The 18291-nt window shown below is 34.5% G+C and carries 18 protein-coding genes; 12 read left to right on the top strand and 6 right to left on the bottom strand.

Going from position 1 to position 18291, the window contains the following annotated elements; all coding sequences use genetic code 11:
- From ACFFIT_RS03605 to ACFFIT_RS03615, 3 genes are all read right to left on the bottom strand, one after another.
- On the bottom strand, positions 1-200 hold a 200-nt coding region (locus ACFFIT_RS03605; RefSeq protein WP_385876287.1), incomplete at its 3' end, for a transposase.
- An 896-nt stretch (positions 201-1096) separates the two neighbouring features.
- Complete coding sequence (locus ACFFIT_RS03610) at positions 1097-2641, bottom strand: cryptochrome/photolyase family protein (RefSeq protein ID WP_385876288.1); 1545 nt, start codon at positions 2639-2641, stop codon at positions 1097-1099.
- Between the two features lie 118 nt (positions 2642-2759).
- The gene (locus ACFFIT_RS03615) at positions 2760-3833 is read right to left on the bottom strand and encodes a hypothetical protein (RefSeq protein ID WP_385876289.1); all 1074 of its coding nucleotides are present in this window, start codon (positions 3831-3833) and stop codon (positions 2760-2762) included.
- On the opposite strand from ACFFIT_RS03615, the gene ACFFIT_RS03620 reads away from it, so the two are divergent.
- The 8 genes from ACFFIT_RS03620 to rpmE all read left to right on the top strand — a co-directional run bounded on the left by ACFFIT_RS03620 (position 3832) and on the right by rpmE (position 11461).
- A complete protein-coding gene (locus ACFFIT_RS03620; RefSeq protein WP_385876290.1) occupies positions 3832-3975 on the top strand; it encodes a hypothetical protein in 144 nt (47 codons plus the stop codon). The two genes, ACFFIT_RS03615 and ACFFIT_RS03620, sit on opposite strands and share 2 nt — an antisense overlap.
- 116 nt (positions 3976-4091) lie before the next feature.
- Complete coding sequence (gene recQ, locus ACFFIT_RS03625) at positions 4092-5984, top strand: DNA helicase RecQ (RefSeq protein WP_385876291.1); 1893 nt, start codon at positions 4092-4094, stop codon at positions 5982-5984.
- A gap of 54 nt (positions 5985-6038) precedes the next feature.
- Positions 6039-6929 (top strand): LysE family transporter, encoded by an 891-nt coding sequence (locus tag ACFFIT_RS03630; RefSeq protein WP_385876292.1) that lies wholly within the window; start codon positions 6039-6041, stop codon positions 6927-6929.
- Positions 6930-6962: 33 nt separating this feature from the next.
- A complete protein-coding gene (locus tag ACFFIT_RS03635) occupies positions 6963-7988 on the top strand; it encodes an alpha/beta fold hydrolase (protein ID WP_385876293.1) in 1026 nt (341 codons plus the stop codon).
- Between the two features lie 93 nt (positions 7989-8081).
- Positions 8082-8879 (top strand): Cof-type HAD-IIB family hydrolase, encoded by a 798-nt coding sequence (locus ACFFIT_RS03640; RefSeq protein WP_385876294.1) that lies wholly within the window; start codon positions 8082-8084, stop codon positions 8877-8879.
- 241 nt (positions 8880-9120) lie between these two features.
- The gene (locus tag ACFFIT_RS03645) at positions 9121-9975 is read left to right on the top strand and encodes a DUF484 family protein (RefSeq protein ID WP_385876295.1); all 855 of its coding nucleotides are present in this window, start codon (positions 9121-9123) and stop codon (positions 9973-9975) included.
- A 39-nt stretch (positions 9976-10014) separates the two neighbouring features.
- The gene (locus ACFFIT_RS03650; protein WP_385876296.1) at positions 10015-10956 is read left to right on the top strand and encodes a tyrosine recombinase XerC; all 942 of its coding nucleotides are present in this window, start codon (positions 10015-10017) and stop codon (positions 10954-10956) included.
- Positions 10957-11245: 289 nt separating this feature from the next.
- On the top strand, positions 11246-11461 hold the full coding sequence (gene rpmE / locus ACFFIT_RS03655) for a 50S ribosomal protein L31 (RefSeq protein WP_385876297.1): 216 nt from the start codon (positions 11246-11248) through the stop codon (positions 11459-11461).
- Between the two features lie 249 nt (positions 11462-11710).
- Here the strand turns inward: rpmE and ACFFIT_RS03660 are convergent, their stop codons facing one another.
- Entirely contained in the window at positions 11711-12772 is a 1062-nt protein-coding gene (locus ACFFIT_RS03660) for a hypothetical protein (RefSeq protein ID WP_385876298.1), read from the bottom strand.
- Positions 12773-13011: 239 nt separating this feature from the next.
- A complete protein-coding gene (locus ACFFIT_RS03665) occupies positions 13012-13338 on the bottom strand; it encodes a TusE/DsrC/DsvC family sulfur relay protein (RefSeq protein WP_385876299.1) in 327 nt (108 codons plus the stop codon).
- Between the two features lie 162 nt (positions 13339-13500).
- On the opposite strand from ACFFIT_RS03665, the gene ACFFIT_RS03670 reads away from it, so the two are divergent.
- Positions 13501-13959, top strand: coding sequence for a glycine zipper 2TM domain-containing protein (locus ACFFIT_RS03670; RefSeq protein ID WP_385876300.1), 459 nt, complete (start codon positions 13501-13503; stop codon positions 13957-13959).
- Between the two features lie 118 nt (positions 13960-14077).
- Here the strand turns inward: ACFFIT_RS03670 and ACFFIT_RS03675 are convergent, their stop codons facing one another.
- Positions 14078-15127 carry an FAD:protein FMN transferase gene (locus ACFFIT_RS03675; protein WP_385876311.1) on the bottom strand — a complete coding sequence of 350 codons (1050 nt, stop codon included), beginning with the start codon at positions 15125-15127 and terminating at the stop codon, positions 14078-14080.
- A gap of 127 nt (positions 15128-15254) precedes the next feature.
- On the opposite strand from ACFFIT_RS03675, the gene rnhB reads away from it, so the two are divergent.
- The 3 genes from rnhB (at position 15255) to ACFFIT_RS03690 (ending at position 18196) form a co-directional block, all read left to right on the top strand.
- Positions 15255-15839 carry a ribonuclease HII gene (gene rnhB / locus ACFFIT_RS03680; RefSeq protein ID WP_385876312.1) on the top strand — a complete coding sequence of 195 codons (585 nt, stop codon included), beginning with the start codon at positions 15255-15257 and terminating at the stop codon, positions 15837-15839.
- 150 nt (positions 15840-15989) lie between these two features.
- Positions 15990-16673, top strand: a complete 684-nt coding sequence (locus ACFFIT_RS03685) for a response regulator (RefSeq protein WP_385876301.1) — start codon at positions 15990-15992, stop codon at positions 16671-16673.
- 737 nt (positions 16674-17410) lie between these two features.
- Positions 17411-18196 carry an SDR family oxidoreductase gene (locus ACFFIT_RS03690; RefSeq protein WP_385876302.1) on the top strand — a complete coding sequence of 262 codons (786 nt, stop codon included), beginning with the start codon at positions 17411-17413 and terminating at the stop codon, positions 18194-18196.
- The last annotated feature ends 95 nt before the right edge of the window (positions 18197-18291 follow it).

Raw genomic sequence — 18291 nt, forward strand, 5'->3', positions numbered from 1 at the left:
AATTTTTCTTGAGCCGACCACTGTCTACTATCTGAAGAGAGTTGATTTAATTGTTCTCTATGATTTCTAAGCCAAGCATCTAAAGAGCTTTTAGATTTATTGAGTTCTTTGGCTACATCTTTCAGAGACCGGTCTCCTCTGTTATTAGCCAATTTAATTGCATTCATTTTAAATTCATCTGAAAATTTTGGGTTAGACATCTTTTAATTTTTCATGTAGAGTCAATGACGAACCATCATGTAAATGATTGTGCTTAATGGATATTCAGAGGTCAAGCTAGATTGAAAAGGCAAAATCAATAGCTCCTTAATGGCTTGTTCCGTCAGAGATTGAAGCAAATTCGTAAATTCAGGCTTTTTAATTTGATTGTGTTAGAGTTTATAATTTAGCAGCTCTTGATAGCGTTCATTAAGTACCCTTGCTATAGGTTAAATTAGCATGGTTGTGGCAGCTTAGTGCATTTATCAATGCTACTACAAGATTAGCGGGGTGCAGTGTTCTGAGTTTTTGAGTGAATTTAACTTTGCGTGATAACTTAAGAATATGGCTAGGATTAAAAATTGCTTTAATTGACTTAGTAAATGTCGTGAATTAACTTTCCAAGAGATGCTCCTTTGTTTTAAGGTGTTGATTCGTAAATTATATTTTTTCGCTAATCGAGCATCTCTTTAAGTTTTTTATTTAATATACACACCTACAACTGCATAAAAAAATACACGCAAATCACGCATTAAAATAAATAAAACCAAATCAATTGCTTATAAGAACCTACGAATGAAGTGTTTATAGGCTTCTTGCTAGCTCTAAGTGACAATGCAAATGAGGAAGTAAAGCATAAAATCAAATGTCTTCAATGGTTGGCCATGTTATCTAAAGGTATCGATAACTGAGCAAAAGTCTTTAATCCTTATTTTAGAGCGATAATCAATTATCATGTCAAGTTCCTGTTGTTACAAAACTCAAAATACATGAAAGTTTTTGCTTATGAAGTAATACTTAAGAAGCAAAAACTATTAGAGATTCTCGAATAGCAAATGTACTCATAGAGAACTGTTTTTAATGTGTAGTTTAAAAGATGTGTTAAAAGCAGTTCCTTTTAAGTATATTTTGCTGGTTTTAATGAATTCAAGAAATCCTCCGCATTTGCTTTAATTAATAACCTTGACTGCGGTTCCATTTTGCTTAATGTACTATACATCATGCTCATTCTTGGATTTGTTCTGAATTTATCCTCATGCTGCATTAAAAAATACCAATATAAATAGTTAAAAGGGCATGCAGTAGTCCCCGTTTTTTCTTTAACTTTATAGTGGCAATTTTTGCAATAGTTGGACATTTTATTGATGTAGCTTCCACCAGCAGCATAAGGTTTACTTCCTAATAATCCACCGTCAGCATACAAGATCATTCCTGTTACGTTTGGCATCTCTACCCACTCAAACGCATCAGCATAGACGACTAAAAACCATTCATTTACTTCTTTGACACTTAAACCACACAGTAACGCAAAATTACCAATCACCATTAATCGCTGAATATGATGAGCATATGCCCACTTTTGCGTCTGTCCTATGCACTGACTTAAACAATTCATTGGAGTCTGTGCTCCCCAAAAAAAATCAGGCAAAGGCCGGTTTGCCTGTAGATAATTCATTGACGCATAATTAGGCATATATAACCAATAAATTCCTCTTACATATTCGCGCCAACCTAAAATTTGTCTTATGAACCCCTCAACACAGTTAAGTGGCGCTTTGCCTAAATGATAGGCCTCTTCTGCTGCATTAATACACTCTAAAGGGAGTAATAAGCCACAATTGAGGTAAAAACTTAAATGTGAATGAAACATCCAAGGCTCATTTTCCAACATTGCATCTTGATAGTCTCCAAATTGTATCAATCTATTGTTGATAAAATCATCCAGTGCTCTGAGCGCATCAATTCTTGTGACAGCAAAATAAAAATTTGATTTACTTAACTCACCAAAATGACCAGAGAATTTTTCATTCACACTATCAATTACTTCCATTGTAATTGAATCTATAGGTGCATTAAAGGGGGAGGGAATAGAGATGTTGCCTTTAGGAAATTGGCGGTTAGTCGCATCGAAGTTCCACTGTTCTCCTATAGGATGGCCATCTTTCATAAGGATATTAAATTTTTTACGCATCATGCGATAAAAAAATTCCAGTAAAAGATTCTTTTTATTAGCAGCCCAGTGACTAAACTCCGCTGGTGTAATTAGAAATCTATCATCTTCAAGCATTTTAACCGGAATATTAAAAAGAGTTTCCCATGATTGAGCCATCTTTTTGACTCTATATTCACTCGGTTCAGTGAATATGAGTGCATCCGCATCATAGGTGGCTAAGAATCGTTTTAACTCAGCAGTAAAATTACCAGTGTTCTCTTTAGAGTCTATTTGAGTGTAGATAACTTTAAAGCCAATCTCTTGTAGTCTAAGAGCGAAATGCCTCATTGCCGAAAATACAAAGGCAATTTTAGCTTTATGATGTTTTACATAACTAGCTTCTTCATTTACTTCGCACATCAATATTGTATCTTTTTCTTTATCCAAATGACTCAGTACGCTAAGGGATTCACTGAGTTGATCACCAAATATAATACATGCTTTTTTCATGATTTAATCCTGCAGATGGACAAGTGACGCAATTAACAGCTAATATAAATATAATAATTCTAGAAATTGATTATCTTTTTTTCATTAACAATTTGATTGTAAGGGGTAATTATAAAAATTAGACACTAAATATTAATGCAAGAAAAATAAAAAAAAGCACAAAAGCAAATACTCCAGAAATGACGCTGGGTTTTTCCATAAGCTTTTTGATTTCAGGCAACATACCTGAAAAAATTGGCGTAATATTCCCTTCTACTTGCCAGGCTGCCTTACCTGTCGCGCGTTTAGTAAATAATTCAATCACAATTTTATCCGCTTGGTTAATTGTTAAGATCCCCGTCATGGATAGATTAAAATTGGCAAGGGCGTATTGCTGGATAAACTGTTGTTCATTTTTACTCAGTGGCTGAATCAGGTTAAGTAAATTTTTAAGTGGGTGGTATTCATCCTGAGCTACAAGTATTCTTGTTTGTAGAAATTCTGATGCCATTTTGAAATGTTGATTTAATAACGGACTCTCTACAGGATGGTTCAGTAATTTATGCAACTGCTCTTTAATGGTTGCTATGGGAATGTTCAAGAGTTGCGATAAGTTATAAATTAATTGATTGATTACCTTTAATTGTGCTTGGGGCATAGGAATTGTAGCAAAATTGGTGGGAGTCAATGATGATGTATTGCCTAATGCCGAGGCAGTAGTGCTTTCTTTAGAAGATGTACTTGCATTTTTATCGCCAGATAAAGCAGAAGGTAGCTGAGCTAGTACTTGTTTTAGCTCATTTTCATTTAAAAGACTGAGCGCCGTATGACCAAATGTTGAACGCATAAAAGCCATGATTTTTTCTTTATTATTACCTTGGCTCAATTGCGCCATGATTTTTTCTAATAAATTTTGACTGCCTCCTTGCTGTGCATATTGTATTTTTTGCTGTAAAAAAAATTCAGCAGCGGAGAAATGATGCAAGGTTAAGGACATTGTCTTAGCTAATCCAAGATGTTCACGTAGCAGCAACCAAATCTCATCAGTCGATTGACCTGTTAATGTATTAAGCTGGCGAATGAGTTTGTCGATTAAGTTTTTTTGTGAAGGAGCTAAGCCTCTATCATCCACAGAAAATGGTTTTACATATTGAGAGGATGTATTAGAGCCACTATTGTTATCAATAGATTGACTCGGCTTAAGAGGTTGCATGTTTTGTCCTTTTCAAAATGGTTTTTTACTTGATAAATCGGCTCATTACGAAATATCTTTAAAATCTCAATCTCAATCTCAATCTCAATCTCAATCTCAATCTCAATCTCAATCTCAATCTCAATCTTTAATCTATTCATAAAGAGAAGTTAAAATTAAAATAAAATATTCTCATAAGAATGGATTAAATTTGCTAGAATACACATCCTGTAATTATTTTATCACTATTTTGTTAAAAAGAGTTAATTCTAAGTGCCGATGACATCTTCACCCATTAAAAGGGTTGCTTCGCAGTCCCCAAAATTAGCTGACCATTCGCTGGAAAATGTAGCGCTTGGCTTTCTAAGCCATTTATTTGGGTACTCTGAATTTAGACAAGGCCAACTTGATATCATTAAAGCACTGATGTTAAATCAAGATACACTCGTCATTATGCCAACTGGTGGTGGAAAATCTTTATGCTATCAAATTCCTGCGTTAATGAATTCAGGATTTGCACTTGTTGTGTCCCCCCTAATTTCTTTAATGAAGGATCAAGTCGACCAATTACAAATGAATGGCGTGAAAGCGTCTTGCTATCATTCCGGGATGAGTCGTGAAGAGCAGTTTTCAGTTATTCAACACTGTCAATCAGGACTGATTAAATTGCTATATGTCTCACCTGAACGATTAATGACTCCTTATTTTTTAAGTTGGCTTTCATCTATGCCAGTCTCTTTAGTTGCTGTAGATGAGGCTCACTGTATTTCACAGTGGGGACATGATTTTAGGCCGGAGTATCGAGCTCTAGGTGAATTGAGAAATAGTTTACCCAACGTCCCATTTATTGCACTGACAGCCACTGCCGATGATGTTACACGCCAAGATATTATTCAAAAGCTTGCATTAAAGAACCCCTTTATTAGTATTAGTAGTTTTGATAGGCCTAATATCCGCTACATAGTCGTGGATAAAAATAGGCCGACAGAACAAGTCATCCAACTGGTTAAGAAGCAGGGCAGTCGACATGGTATTATCTACTGCAGCAGTCGGAATAAAACTGAAAAAATAGCTGAAAGTTTAACTAAAGCAGGGATTAAAGCAGGCTTTTATCATGCAGGTCTAGATAATGCCGCTAGAGAAACCATCCAAGAAGCATTTTTAAAAGATAATATCCAGGTTGTTGTAGCTACTGTAGCTTTCGGAATGGGGATTAATAAATCTAATGTACGTTTTGTTATACATCACGACATTCCTAAAAATATTGAGTCTTACTATCAGGAAACGGGACGTGCAGGAAGAGATGGACTCGATTCTGAAGCCATATTGATGTACGAACCTGCAGATATGATATGGTTAAAACAGTTGCTTCTTGAAAAACCAGAAGATATTCAACCACTAGAACGTCATAAACTACAGGCTATGGAATCTTTTGCACAAAGTCTATCTTGTCGCCGGTTAGTGCTTCTTAACTATTTTGGCGAGCAAAGACATACGCCATGTGGTAATTGTGATATCTGTCTTTCTCCCCCACAAAAATACGATGGGTTAGTCGATGCACAGAAGGTTTTATCAACGATATATAGAACCGGACAAAGCTATGGTCTAAATTATATTACCCAGGTACTTAGAGGCGAGAATAACAGTAAAATAAGAGAGAGAGGACATGATAGGCTTTCCGTTTTTGGACTTGGAAAAACAAAGAGTGAGTTTCACTGGCTTACCGTGACAAGACAACTGATTCATCAGGGGTATCTTACTCAAAACCCATTGGCTTATTTTGCTTTGCAGATTAATGAAGCAGCAAGACCTATTTTACGTGGGGAAATACCTCTTTTACTTGCTAAACCAAGAGCTTCTTTTTCGGAGCTTTTTGCCAAGAAAGATTCTGCAATTTATAAGAAAAAAGGTTCGCAAACTAAGTACAATCATGAAATGGCGAAATATGATGAAAGGTTATTCCAAGAGTTATCAAAATTAAGAAAACAACTTGCCGATAATAAAAATACTAAAGCCTATATGATTTTTAACGATAAGACTCTAAGCGAAATGGCGCAAAAAATGCCAACAACCAAACCCCTACTTAAGCAGATAAATGGCGTAGGGGATGCAAAATTAAATGAATTTGGTGATGTATTCATCGAATGCATCCGAAAGTATCTTGAAAAATAGAACCTATATTAGGGGCTACAATATTCCTATTAAATGCTTAGGTGGAGCGAAGCAATGAGTTTTTTAAATGCAGATATTCTTCTGACTATAGCCGTTGTACATTTTTTGGCATTAATGACGCCTGGACCTGATTTTTTGTATGTTTCTCAAACCGCCATGAGTCGCTCTAAATTAGATGCTATGAAATCTGTACTTGGTATAGTCCTAGGTGTCGCTTTTTGGGCTAGTATCACCTTACTCGGTATGTATTATGTCTTTGAAAAAGTTACTTGGCTTGCTAAAGTCATCCAACTACTTGGTGGTTTTTACCTTTTATGGCTTGGATATCTTCTTATCAAGGTGCCTTCTTCCCGTTTTTGGGGAAAACGGAATAAAACCACTAAAAAGTTAAATAAGAGTAGAAAAGAGCTAAGAGACGCTTTGATTTTGAAACATACTCATCTAAAATCAGGCAAGGAGAACTTTGTTAATGAGGAAAGTGGCAATAGCAATGACGCTCTAAATAAGCAAATTGAATGTAATGCAGAGATTATGTGTCACGCTGTAGATCTTAATTCTGCTACCGAAATTGAAACTAATCAGTCCAATCCTACAGAGACAGCATCACTAGCTGTAAAGCAAAAAAATCCCTTTATCTACGGATTACTAACTAACTTATCGAATCCAAAGGTGGTTATCTATTTTGGCAGTGTTTTTTCACCTTTTTTAAATGGGCAGCAGGTAGTAACAGCGTTACTCAAATGGGAATTACTTTTTTTAATTACTATAGAAACTTTCCTCTGGTTCTCAATTGTGGCATTTTTATTTGGTGTTCCCTCTATGCAAAAAACTTATCAGAGATATAGTATTTGGATAGATGGTTTAGCTGGCCTTTTTTTTGCAGCGTTTGGTTCTCACTTGATTGTTTCCTTAGAACTCAATGATTTTACTAAATTATTTATTTAAGTTAGGGATTTAACACATGAGGTGTATATTATAATGAATAGTAATCAATTGGCACCAAAATTTCATTACTCTAATTCAAGAGAAGAAAATTTTTCAATATTTAAAACACAAGCACTTGAGCAATTTTGGGATACTATAACTGAGTCGAAAGCTCTTAATTATCGTTGCCAAAACATTGCGTATATGCATAAATGCCATCCTGATAACGATAAAGTTATTGCCCTAATTACTGGTCGATCCGAATCGTACTTTCGGTACAAAGAACTTATCTATGATCTGTTCCATGAGGGATACGATGTGTTTTGCTTCGACCATGTTGGACAAGGTTTGTCAGACAGAATACTTGCAGATGAACAGCGTGGCTATATTGATGATTTCCATCACTATGTAGGAGATTTAATAAGAACTGTGAATGATTTTTTTGCGACTAAACAGTATAAGCAAAAGTTTGCTATTGCACATTCTCTTGGGGGGGGGATCCTTGCTCATTCTATATTAAAATCTCCGAATCTGTTTAGTGCAGCTGTTTTTTGTGCGCCAATGTTCGGTATTAATATTCCTTTACCTAAAGGGGTTGCTGATAATATATTGAATTTAACAGAAAAATATCAAGTATTAAGAGAGTCTTATGTGTTAGGTGGTGGCAAATGGCGACCCTTACCGTTTAGTATTAACAGAGTAACTCATAGTCAAGTTCGGTATGAATATAATATAGAATTACTGCAAAGTAGACCAGTAATAACAACGGGTGGTCCAACTTATCATTGGGTACGTGAAGCAAAAAAAGCTGCCTTTGAAATACAGAATAAAGCAAAAGAGTGGGTATTACCCTCCTTAATTATTCAAGCAGGCAAAGAGATCATTGTATGTAATTCAGCTCAAGAAAATTTTGTCAAAAACAGCCGTGTAAAACCTAAATTTATCGTTCATGATGGTGCGAAACATGAATTATTAATGGAGAAAGATGAGATAAGGGTTGCGGTTTTGAACTCGATTTTTGAGTTTTTTGCCACGTATGATCATGAAAATTCTGACACTTTTATCACGCCACAGTGTTAAAATATTAATATTAGATTAAAATATTTTATTGGCGAATTCTAAAAATGCTCTAATTAGCATTTTAATTTTCTTAAAATTATAAAAAGGATATTTATGTACTCAGTAATTGCTTCTGACCTTGATGGCACTCTATTGGCTCCAACTCATACACTTTCAGCCTTTACTCGTCAATCTTTAAAGCACCTTGTAAATCAAGGAGCTAAGTTTATTTTTGCTACAGGACGTCATCATGTTGATGTCAAAGGTATAAAAGAGTCATTAGGGATTGAAGCCTACATGATCACTTCAAACGGTGCTAGGGTGCATGATAAAGAAGGAAATTTGATTAAAAAGCATAATCTAGATGCTCAACATGTCCAAGAATTATTACAATTAGCTGTTGGCTTTGATAATATTTATACACACATTTATACTGGCGACTCTTGGTTTGTTGATAGAGAGATCATTGATGAAGAAGATTTTTTCAAAGATTCTGATTTTAGTTACCAAATATACGATCCTGCTAAAGTAGATCATGATGATGTTTATAAGCTTTTTTATACTACAGATGATCCTATCTGTCTTGAGCCTATTGAAAAATTATTGCATGAAAAATTTCCTAATCAATTTAATACAGCATTTTCTTCATTAAATTGTTTAGAAATTATGGCTAAGGGTGTCTCTAAAGGAGCTGCGTTACAAGAAGTGCTCCAATTAAAAGGGTTCACTTTAAAAGATTGTGTTGCCTTTGGAGATGGTATGAATGACGTTGAAATGCTTGAGATGGTAGGGAAAGGGCATATTATGCAAAATGCTGATGTTAGACTGAAAGTACGTTTACCTCATTTAGAGGTAATAGGGTCAAATGAAGAAGATGCAGTGGCACACAAACTGTTGTCATATTTTGGATAATTAAGTTTAGCCTTGCGCCATTTGATTTTAACAAGTATCGCCCTAAAATATGCATTTATTAGACACATTTGTCATAATTAGGGGAATGCGAAATCAGACAAGAGCCAACTCATGAGATGAGTATTTTTAACAATACTCTTACAAGAGCAAGCTATGACAAGTTATTAATACTCAAGTTTTGTTTGAGGTACTTTAACGGTATCAAACTCACTGCATAAAATTAAAATTCCGGCAAAATGTTATGATGAAGAAAAAAGTAGTTAAGCCAAAAGTGAAACAAAAAAACAATCAAAAAGTGAATATCCATGGTAAACCCATTCTCGATGATGAAGTTGTTTTGTCTTATTTGCAAGACAATCCCAATTTTTTTATGCGCAATGCTAATCAAGTTGACCGAATTCAAGTACCACATGGCATCCATGGTACAGTTTCGTTAGTAGAGTGGCAATTGAAACGACAAAGAGAACGTATAATGCAGTTAGAAGAAGAAATTACTGCACTGTTTGAAACTGCCTACCAAAATGAACATTTGTTTAATCAATTGCTGAATTTAATTTTGTCACTTTCGATTGCCAATAGTTTAGATGATTTTGCAAAACGCTTAAATTCATGGAGCAGAAAGTTAGGGCTCTCTTATGTGGAGATAAGACTGTTTTCTGAACTATGGAATGTTTTACCTCCTTTTGAGAAAACTGAATGGGGTATCGACAGGGAACGATTTGAAAGCTTAAGAATCAATAGATTAAGTCAATCTAGACATTTCTTAGGTCAGCTTAATTCCACTGAATTAAACTTAGTTTTGACCCAAAGAGTACTTGTAGGTTCAGTGGCTTTGAGTATGTTAGCTTTGCCGAATGAATTTGAGTCGAAAAAAGAAACACAACCTATCCAAAAAAGTTTTTCGACTATTGCACCTAATCCTGATAAAGGTAAATCGCCACATATTATGGTGAATGAAAAAAATGCGTATAGTGGATTTATTTTATTTGTTAGTCCGAATGAAAATCATTTTCAAAAAGGATTAGACACTGCTTTACTTGACAAACTTAGTGAACTGTTACCTAATTTGTTAAGTAAATGGATTACACTAAAATAGTTTCTCATTCTTTAAATGTAATTATTATAGGTAAAATCAATGCATGCTTTTGATGATATAGGTGCTAATTTACTCGCGTATTATGAAAATCTAGCAACACAAAAATATGTCAGTGAACATACTATGGATACTTACAGGTATCAATTAGAGGCTTTTAAGCTATTTCTGGAAAAAGAAGAGATCACATCAGTTAACGGGATTACAGCGCAACACATTAAGAATTATCTAGCGGAATCAAAAAAACGAAATAAAAAACACAGCACTTTGCATGCGAAATTAACAATCATTAGAACTTTTTTTAGCTTTTTGGTTGAACAATCGATTTGTTCTGTTAATCCTGCTGCTTTGATTAAATCCCCTAGACAAAACAAAAGATTACCCAAAGATATTTCTCCTGATGATATGAATAAATTGCTCACCAGTGAAGAGCAAGAACCTAAAATTATTCGTGATAAAGCCATTTATGAACTGATGTATAGTTCAGGACTTAGATTAAGTGAAGTGATAGAGTTAAAAGAAGCTGATATTGATTTTGCTGGAATGCAACTTAGGGTGATTGGTAAAGGAAATAAGGAGCGAATTATACCTTTTGGACTTTATGCGAAAAACGCCATGATGTTATGGTGTGAAGTCAGATGTGAATGGCTAAAACTAAATGATTGTAAATCAGATTATTATTTCATAGGCACAACGGCTAAGCGGATTAATCCTAGGACATTACAAAAGCGGCTTGCAAATTTTGGCCAACAAAAAGGGCTGTTAACGCAAATTCACCCACACAGATTACGCCACTCCTTTGCAACGCATATGCTTGAATCTAGTCAAGATCTCAGGGCCGTCCAAGAATTACTCGGTCATGCGAATTTATCAACTACCCAAGTCTATACTCATCTCAACTTTAGTCACCTTGCTGATGTTTATGACGCATCTCACCCGAGGGCCAGAATTGAAAAAAAAAATAGGGATTTATCTGAAGAGTAATAGCAATAACTGTTATTTTTAAGTATAATACCTTTTTATTAAAAGTTTACCTCTTGAGTTGAGGTTCAAACTTAGGGTTTTTAACCAGATAATTTAAATTTGCGGTGCGAACTCATCGCTGTTTTGTTGAAAACGCCGGATGGCTATTTCGAGTAAAACAAAAAAGTTTCTACTTGCAGTTCAATTAACCTGCTTAATATTTTGTTAAGCGTTTACTTTTAACTCCGTACGGTATTCGATAGAACAGATTGTTCGTATTGTTTGGCGGTACGACTCGTCAGAGGCTCCAATGAAAAAAGATATCCATCCTAAATATGAAGAAATTACCGCTAACTGTTCATGTGGTAATGTAATTAAAATTCGTTCTACAGTAGGTCGTAACCTTAACCTAGATGTTTGTGGTGAATGCCATCCATTCTATACAGGTAAACAACGTGAAGTGACTTCAGGTGGACGTGTTGATAAATTCAAACAACGTTTTTCTATCCCAGGTATGGGTAAATAAGTATTGTTTGAAAAACTTGTTTGTATTCAAGTTTAAAAAAATGAAAAAACCCAAGCCAGCTTGGGTTTTTTCATTTTAGGAACAGAGTATTTAAGAGTCATTGAATGAGTTCAACGTACTACATTGGCACCAACATTTTAGTATTATAAGAGATTTAATCCTTGTTAGAAGTAAATAATGTGGCAATGAAGATAAACATTGGAACACAACCTAACATTAAAAGCATTCAATTCGGGGGAAATAGTAAAGCTACAATTGAAGTGGATTTTTACTCGATTTAAATTCTCTTAATACGTCAAAAGGCAATACAGCCCAATCAGTTGCATTACATATAGTAATCATATCTTCAATTTGGGGTCTAAATTCTATCCCCTGACTAGTAATAATCCAAGCAATTTGATTATCTTTGTTCCAAGTAGTTTCTTCCTGATAAGGGCACTCAGGATCAGACATTAGAACAGGGTAGAGATCTGTAAGCTGCTCAATTATCCATTTTTCTAAGGTGATATCTTTAGGGAGTGTTACGATGTCATTTAAGGATAAGCTTTGTCCTGTTGCGTTGTCTAAATTAACAAGCTCTCTATAAAAATTAGTCGAATAAGAGTTGTCACAAATAAAGCTGCCACTGAAATAAAAGCTTGTTATATTTTTATTAAGAAAACTAGGTTCAATAAGATATTTTTTGTTTTCACAACCAAAACTCTGACTAATATATTGCCTAAATTTGATTTCCAGGTAATTGTTAATCATAATCACATCTTGTAAATTTTCATCTGAACTGGGCACTCTGGTAAAAAAGCTTAAATTGCTGTTGTTTTCTTTATGCCACTGAATTTCATATCCTTGAAATTTCTCTGTATGCGTTTTATCAAAACTGAAAGTTTTTTGCCTTAGATATTCATAGATATTGTTATTTGAAAAATTTTGAAGGGCTATTGAATTATTAGTGTCAGTAGGAAGGCTTTTAATCTCGAATATTTCAAATGGAAGTTCTATTTTTTTTATTTTATCAAAGTAGAATCCTTTGTAAGGTGGTGTTGTTTTACTAAAATAAAAACCTAAATTTCCACTGTCGTCGTCACCTTCTATAAGTACATTTTCTTTAGTTAAATCAGAAGATAATGTTCGATTTTTACCTTCATCCTTAAAAAAGTATTGTCCATAAAAACCAAAATCATTTTTTTCAACTTCCATCACAATAGCACGATTATCAATAAGACCTTCAAATACAGTTGCACGGGCTTGGATAACAAATAGTATCAACGGCAAGAGATAGATAACTTTCTTAAAGTGAAAAAATAGCCGTGACATGATGGAATACCTCAGAGTAAAATGCATGAAAAACAAAGATTAAACGAAATAAAAACATGTCACATATTAATTTAACTTACCAAATAAAGTAAATATCTTTTAAAAGAATATACAAAATTTTTCAATTGGTTTAAATATGTGTTATTTTATTGGGTGTAAGCTATGCATTTAACATTTAAAGATGTTTTTAGCCCATTTTTAGTCTAACGAAGCAGAGTAATCAATGTAGTAAATTCATACTATAGACATTTTATGGGTTTTGGTAGACCTGCAATTTTACTGACTTGTTTAGCAGGGCCTTTAGGAAATAGCCTTTGCAGATAAATACTGTTACCTGTTTCAGGGCCATACGACTCTTTTAAGAGCTTAACGAGCAATCTAATTGCTGGGGATGTGTGATATTCAAAATAGAATTCGCGGACAAAGTGTATTATTTTCCAATGTTCTTCAGTCAAGGTAACACAATCTTCTCTTGCTATTAGGTCAGCTAGCTCCTCAGACCAATCGCTGTGGTTTATAAGATAACCTTCTTTATCTCTCTCTATTTGGTTATGATTAAAAATCATCTTTATCCCCTATTTTTTTAGAATAAGTTGTTACAAGTTTTCTGGAGTAATAAAAATCAAAATATTGCCTTTCTAAGAAAAAAAAAGGTATGATAGCATTATTTGACACAGTAGATTGCATCAAACGAAAGATTTAATCTATGATTTAACTAAGGAGATAGTATGTTTAAAAAAATTACATTAGCAGCTCTTATTTCTGCAACATTAGTCGCTTGTACTACTGATAACAGTAACGTGGTAAGTTCTAATCAAATGCAGCGAGCTCAAACGGTTAGTTATGGTACGTTAGTTAATGCTGAAGATATCGTCATTCGTACTGATGGTTCAGCACCAGTTGGTGCCATCGGTGGTGCGGTTCTAGGTGGAGTGTTGGGTAATTCTATTGGTGGTGGTCGTGGCCGTAATATAGGTACCGCTGCGGGTGCTGTAGGTGGTGCAATGGCGGGTAATGCTGTACAAAATCAGATGAATCGCCAGGCAGGTGTCCGTGTTGAAGTTCGTCTTGATTCAGGTAATACGATGATAAATGAGCAGCCTGGAAGTGCATCACAATTTAGAGCAGGTCAACGTGTAGCCGTTTCAACTGCGAGTAATGGGATCACAACTGTATTACCTCGCTAATTTCATCTTTCTAGCGTAGAGAATAAACTGTTTAGAAATTCTTTTGAGTTTAAACTAAAAGAATTTCTAAAATCTACTAAGATAGATATTTTAGTTCAGTAATATGCACTATTAACCACTATTTTTCTTGTTTAATTACATATTCTTTAAATTGTTCCGTCATTTCTACTTTAAAGTCGTTACCTGACTTGTAAATAAGATACACTGCGAGATTATTCTGTTTGGCAACTTCCATCGCTTTATCTTTTCCTAATACCATAAGCCCGGTATCCCATGCATCTGCTTCTAATGCAGAAGGCGCTATCACTGTAGCTGAAATCAGTTTGTGTGTAATTGGTTTTCCTGTATTCGGATCGATAACGTGTGAATAGCGTGTACCATTTTCTTCAAAATAATTGCGATAACTTCCTGCCGTACTGATACTTTGACCTTTAAGATTAATCAACTCCTGTACTGCGACTTCAAGATCAGTTGGCTTTTCAATAGCGACTTTCCAATCTGTACCATCATGACTTTTTCCACGAGAAGTAATTGTGCCACCAATTGAAACTAAAAAATTTGTTTTACCTTTACTTAAAAGATAATCGCCTACAGCATCAGCACCATATCCCTCTCCTACGGTAGATAAGTCAATATACATACCAGGGTGTTTCTTGGTTAAATAAAATCCATCGTGTTCAGTTGTTAGCGTAATCTTATCTAGTCCAGTCTTTTCACGGGCTAGGTGAATATCACTCTCATTTGGGATAAGAGAAGGACGTTTATCTGGACCAAAGCCCCATAGATTTACCACAGGACCAATAGTAATATCCATTGCTCCTTGGGTCTTACGACCTACATATTGTGAAATTTGGATATTTTTTGCCATGCCATCAGAGATTTTAGTGGGCATGAGACTAGGATTTTTATTGAATAGCGAAAGTTCAGATTCAGGACGATAGGTGGAAATTTCGTCGTTTATATTCTCAAGTAAACTATCGATTTCGGTTTGGATTGCTTCCTTCGCTTTTAAATCATTTTCTTGAGTCACATATTTAATGTTATAGTAGGTTCCCATTGTCTTACCCGTCAATTCAACGACCTGTTGACTCGAGTCTTTAACTTTATTCTCAGTGCTTTTATGATCACAGCCAAGGAGTAATAAAGATATTGTCAGAAAAGATCCCATGAGAGTGAATTGACGCAGAGGGGACATGTTGAGTTTTAATTTATACATAGACACTCCAAATAAGAATAAGCGGAAAATTTTAATGATTCAGACTAGTTTAACATTGAACCTTGATGTTCATCAAAAAATTTCAGTAATAAGAAGTAAATATTCCATGATTGCGGGCGTTGATGAAGTTGGTAGAGGCCCCCTCATAGGCAACGTAGTGACTGCTGCTGTGATATTAGATCCTAATAAACCCATACAAGGTTTGCAAGATTCTAAAAAGTTATCAGAAAAGAAAAGAAATCAGTTGTATCAGCAAATTATCGATAACGCGCTATCTTATAAAATAGCCTATGCCTCGGCAAAGGAAATTGATGAAATTAATATACTCAGAGCCACTCTATTGGCTATGAAACGAGCAGTGGAACAACTGCCAATTCCAGCTGATTTTGTCTTTATTGATGGAAATAAATGCCCACATTTGACACTTCCTAGTGAAGCTATAGTCAAAGGAGATAGTTTAGTTGCTGAAATTAGTGCAGCATCAATATTAGCTAAGGTCACGCGTGATAGAGAGATGTATGCTCTTGATTCAGAATATCCCCAATATGGATTTAAAAATCATAAAGGATATCCTACGCCGGAGCATCTAGCTGCAATCACAAAATATGGGCCCCTTGAAATGCATCGTAAAAGTTTTTCACCAATCGCAAATTATAGTAAATAAGAGACACTTTTAGAATAAAAGCCTTATCCTTTATTAGTTTAATTAATAACTTATTTTTTTTAGTGAACAATCATTACACGTATATAATAGTAATGGTTTAAAAAAAATGATTTACATGGAATGTATTATTTAGCAAAAGGAAAAGGATTAATGCGAATTTTATTAGTAGATGATGATGTAGAACTAGCTGCAATGCTCAAGGAATTTTTTAATGCTGAAGGCATTGATTTGGTCGTGGCAGGTACTGGCAAAAAAGCAATAGAATATCTTGAAGAACATTTTAGTGCTATTTTGCTTGATATTATGCTTCCTGATATGAGTGGTATTGAATTTTTGCGTGAAATACGCAGGGAAAATAATATCCCTATTATTATGTTGACAGCAAAAGGTGATAATGTAGATAGGGTCATAGGTTTGGAATTAGGGGCTGATGATTATGTTCCAAAGCCTTGCTATCCAAGGGAACTAATTGCAAGAGTTAGAGCGGTATTAAGAAGATTTGATGATAAAGAAGTTTATGAAAACGAGTCAAAAGATCTTATATATAATCAGTTTAAGCTCTCTCCAAGTAAAAGATTAGTGACCTATAAGCACAAAATGATTGAACTAACCGCTTCAGAATTTAATCTACTTGAAGTACTTTTCAGAAATTACAATCATGTCGTGACTAAAGATGAATTATCTGAAAAAGGAATTGGTAGAAAAAGACAAATTTATGATAGAAGTGTTGATGTACATATCAGTAATGTTCGGCAGAAATTGATTCAAGCCACTGATCATTCAATCACAATTGAAACTGTTAGAGGGGTAGGATACAAATTAAAATTTAAATAGGCGTATTATATCTTTCAGGATAGAGGATGAAAATACTTGCTTTTTTTCAAGAAAAGAATGCAATGTATGTTATAGTCCGTTTGATTTAATTATTTATTTTGTAATGAAAAAATCGCTTAAAAGTCGTATGCTTATAGTTGACTTTTTCATTACAGAACAATAAACCTTCTTTTATGAGAAACCTCTATACCAGCCAGATAAAAAATTAATCACTGCATTAATAGCTTTTTTGCAATGACAAACTCAATTATTTAGCAGTCTCCATTAAGATAAAATTTCTTAGTCTCCCTCCATAGAAAACCAAAAAAGACCTAATTTGTTGGAAAGATTTTTAACAATCCCAATTGTCTACTAGCCTTCTTATTGAAAATTATAATTTGGTACGGCATCGTAAAATTTCACTAAATCAATATCCAAATTTTTTTATTCACCTCACGACTAGCACTGATAGCAAAAAATCCACAATTTCGCTTATATCCAATATATAAAAATATTGAGTACATCACATCAATTTCAAAATTTATAATGCTGATAATTTTAGTTTCTTGTAGATATACGATTCTTAATGGATGGGTTTTGCGTCATCTTTCAATGTGTCTTTCATCACATTTTTTAAAAAATTCATTTGATTCCCTTTTTTTTATCATGACTTGTGTTAAATTAGCAATAGATTTCCTTTTTATGATATATTTTACTATAAATGGAAAATAAATTAATTAATTGAATAGGAGAATGAAATGTTAGATAAAGTTAAAGCGTTCAGTCTGGACTTATTTTCTTTAAAAGGAAAAACTGCCATTATCACTGGAGGAAATAGTGGGCTAGGACAAGCTTACAGCATCGCTTTTGCAAAAGCAGGTGCCAATGTCGCTGTTGTAGCTATGGTAGATGACAATGGTGAAACACAAGGGTTGGTTGAGGAGTTTGGCGGAAAATATTATTTCGTCCAATCAGACATAACCAAAGAAGGTGAAGCGAATAGGGTAGTCAATGCTATTGCGAATCATTTTGGTCAAATTGATATTTTGGTCAATAATGCAGGTATTTGTATTAATGAACCCGATGTACTTAAGTTTACACGTACCCAATGGGATAAAATGATTTCAGTCAATTTGACAGCAGCTTTTGAAATGTCTCATGAAGTTGCAAAACTGATGATCCCGCAAAAGAGTGGTAAAATTATTAATATAGCCTCTATGTTCTCATATCTAGGTGGTCAATGGTCACCTGCTTATTCAGCCTCAAAACATGGCATTGTTGGACTTACCAAGGCTTATTGTGATGAGCTTGCTCAATTTAATATTCAAGTTACCGCAATAGCTCCTGGCTATTTTGCTACGCCTATGACAGAAAAAACACGTTCCGATCCGCAAGCAAATGGCAAAGTCCTATCGCATATCCCAGCAAATCGATGGGGAGATATAGCCGATCTGATGGGCGCTGCAATATTCCTTGCATCAGATGCATCAAATTATGTTAATGGCTCAGTGATTGCAGTGGATGGTGGTTTTTTAGTGAGATAAATAGAGTTCCTAAATGTGTGTTAAGTGAATAAATACGTAAGTAAAAAAGATTCTTCAGTGTCAAAATACAAATCAACGAATATTTAATAGGGAGT

Source organism: Thorsellia kenyensis (assembly GCF_042432445.1).
GTDB classification, from domain to species: Bacteria; Pseudomonadota; Gammaproteobacteria; order Enterobacterales; family Thorselliaceae; genus Thorsellia; species Thorsellia kenyensis.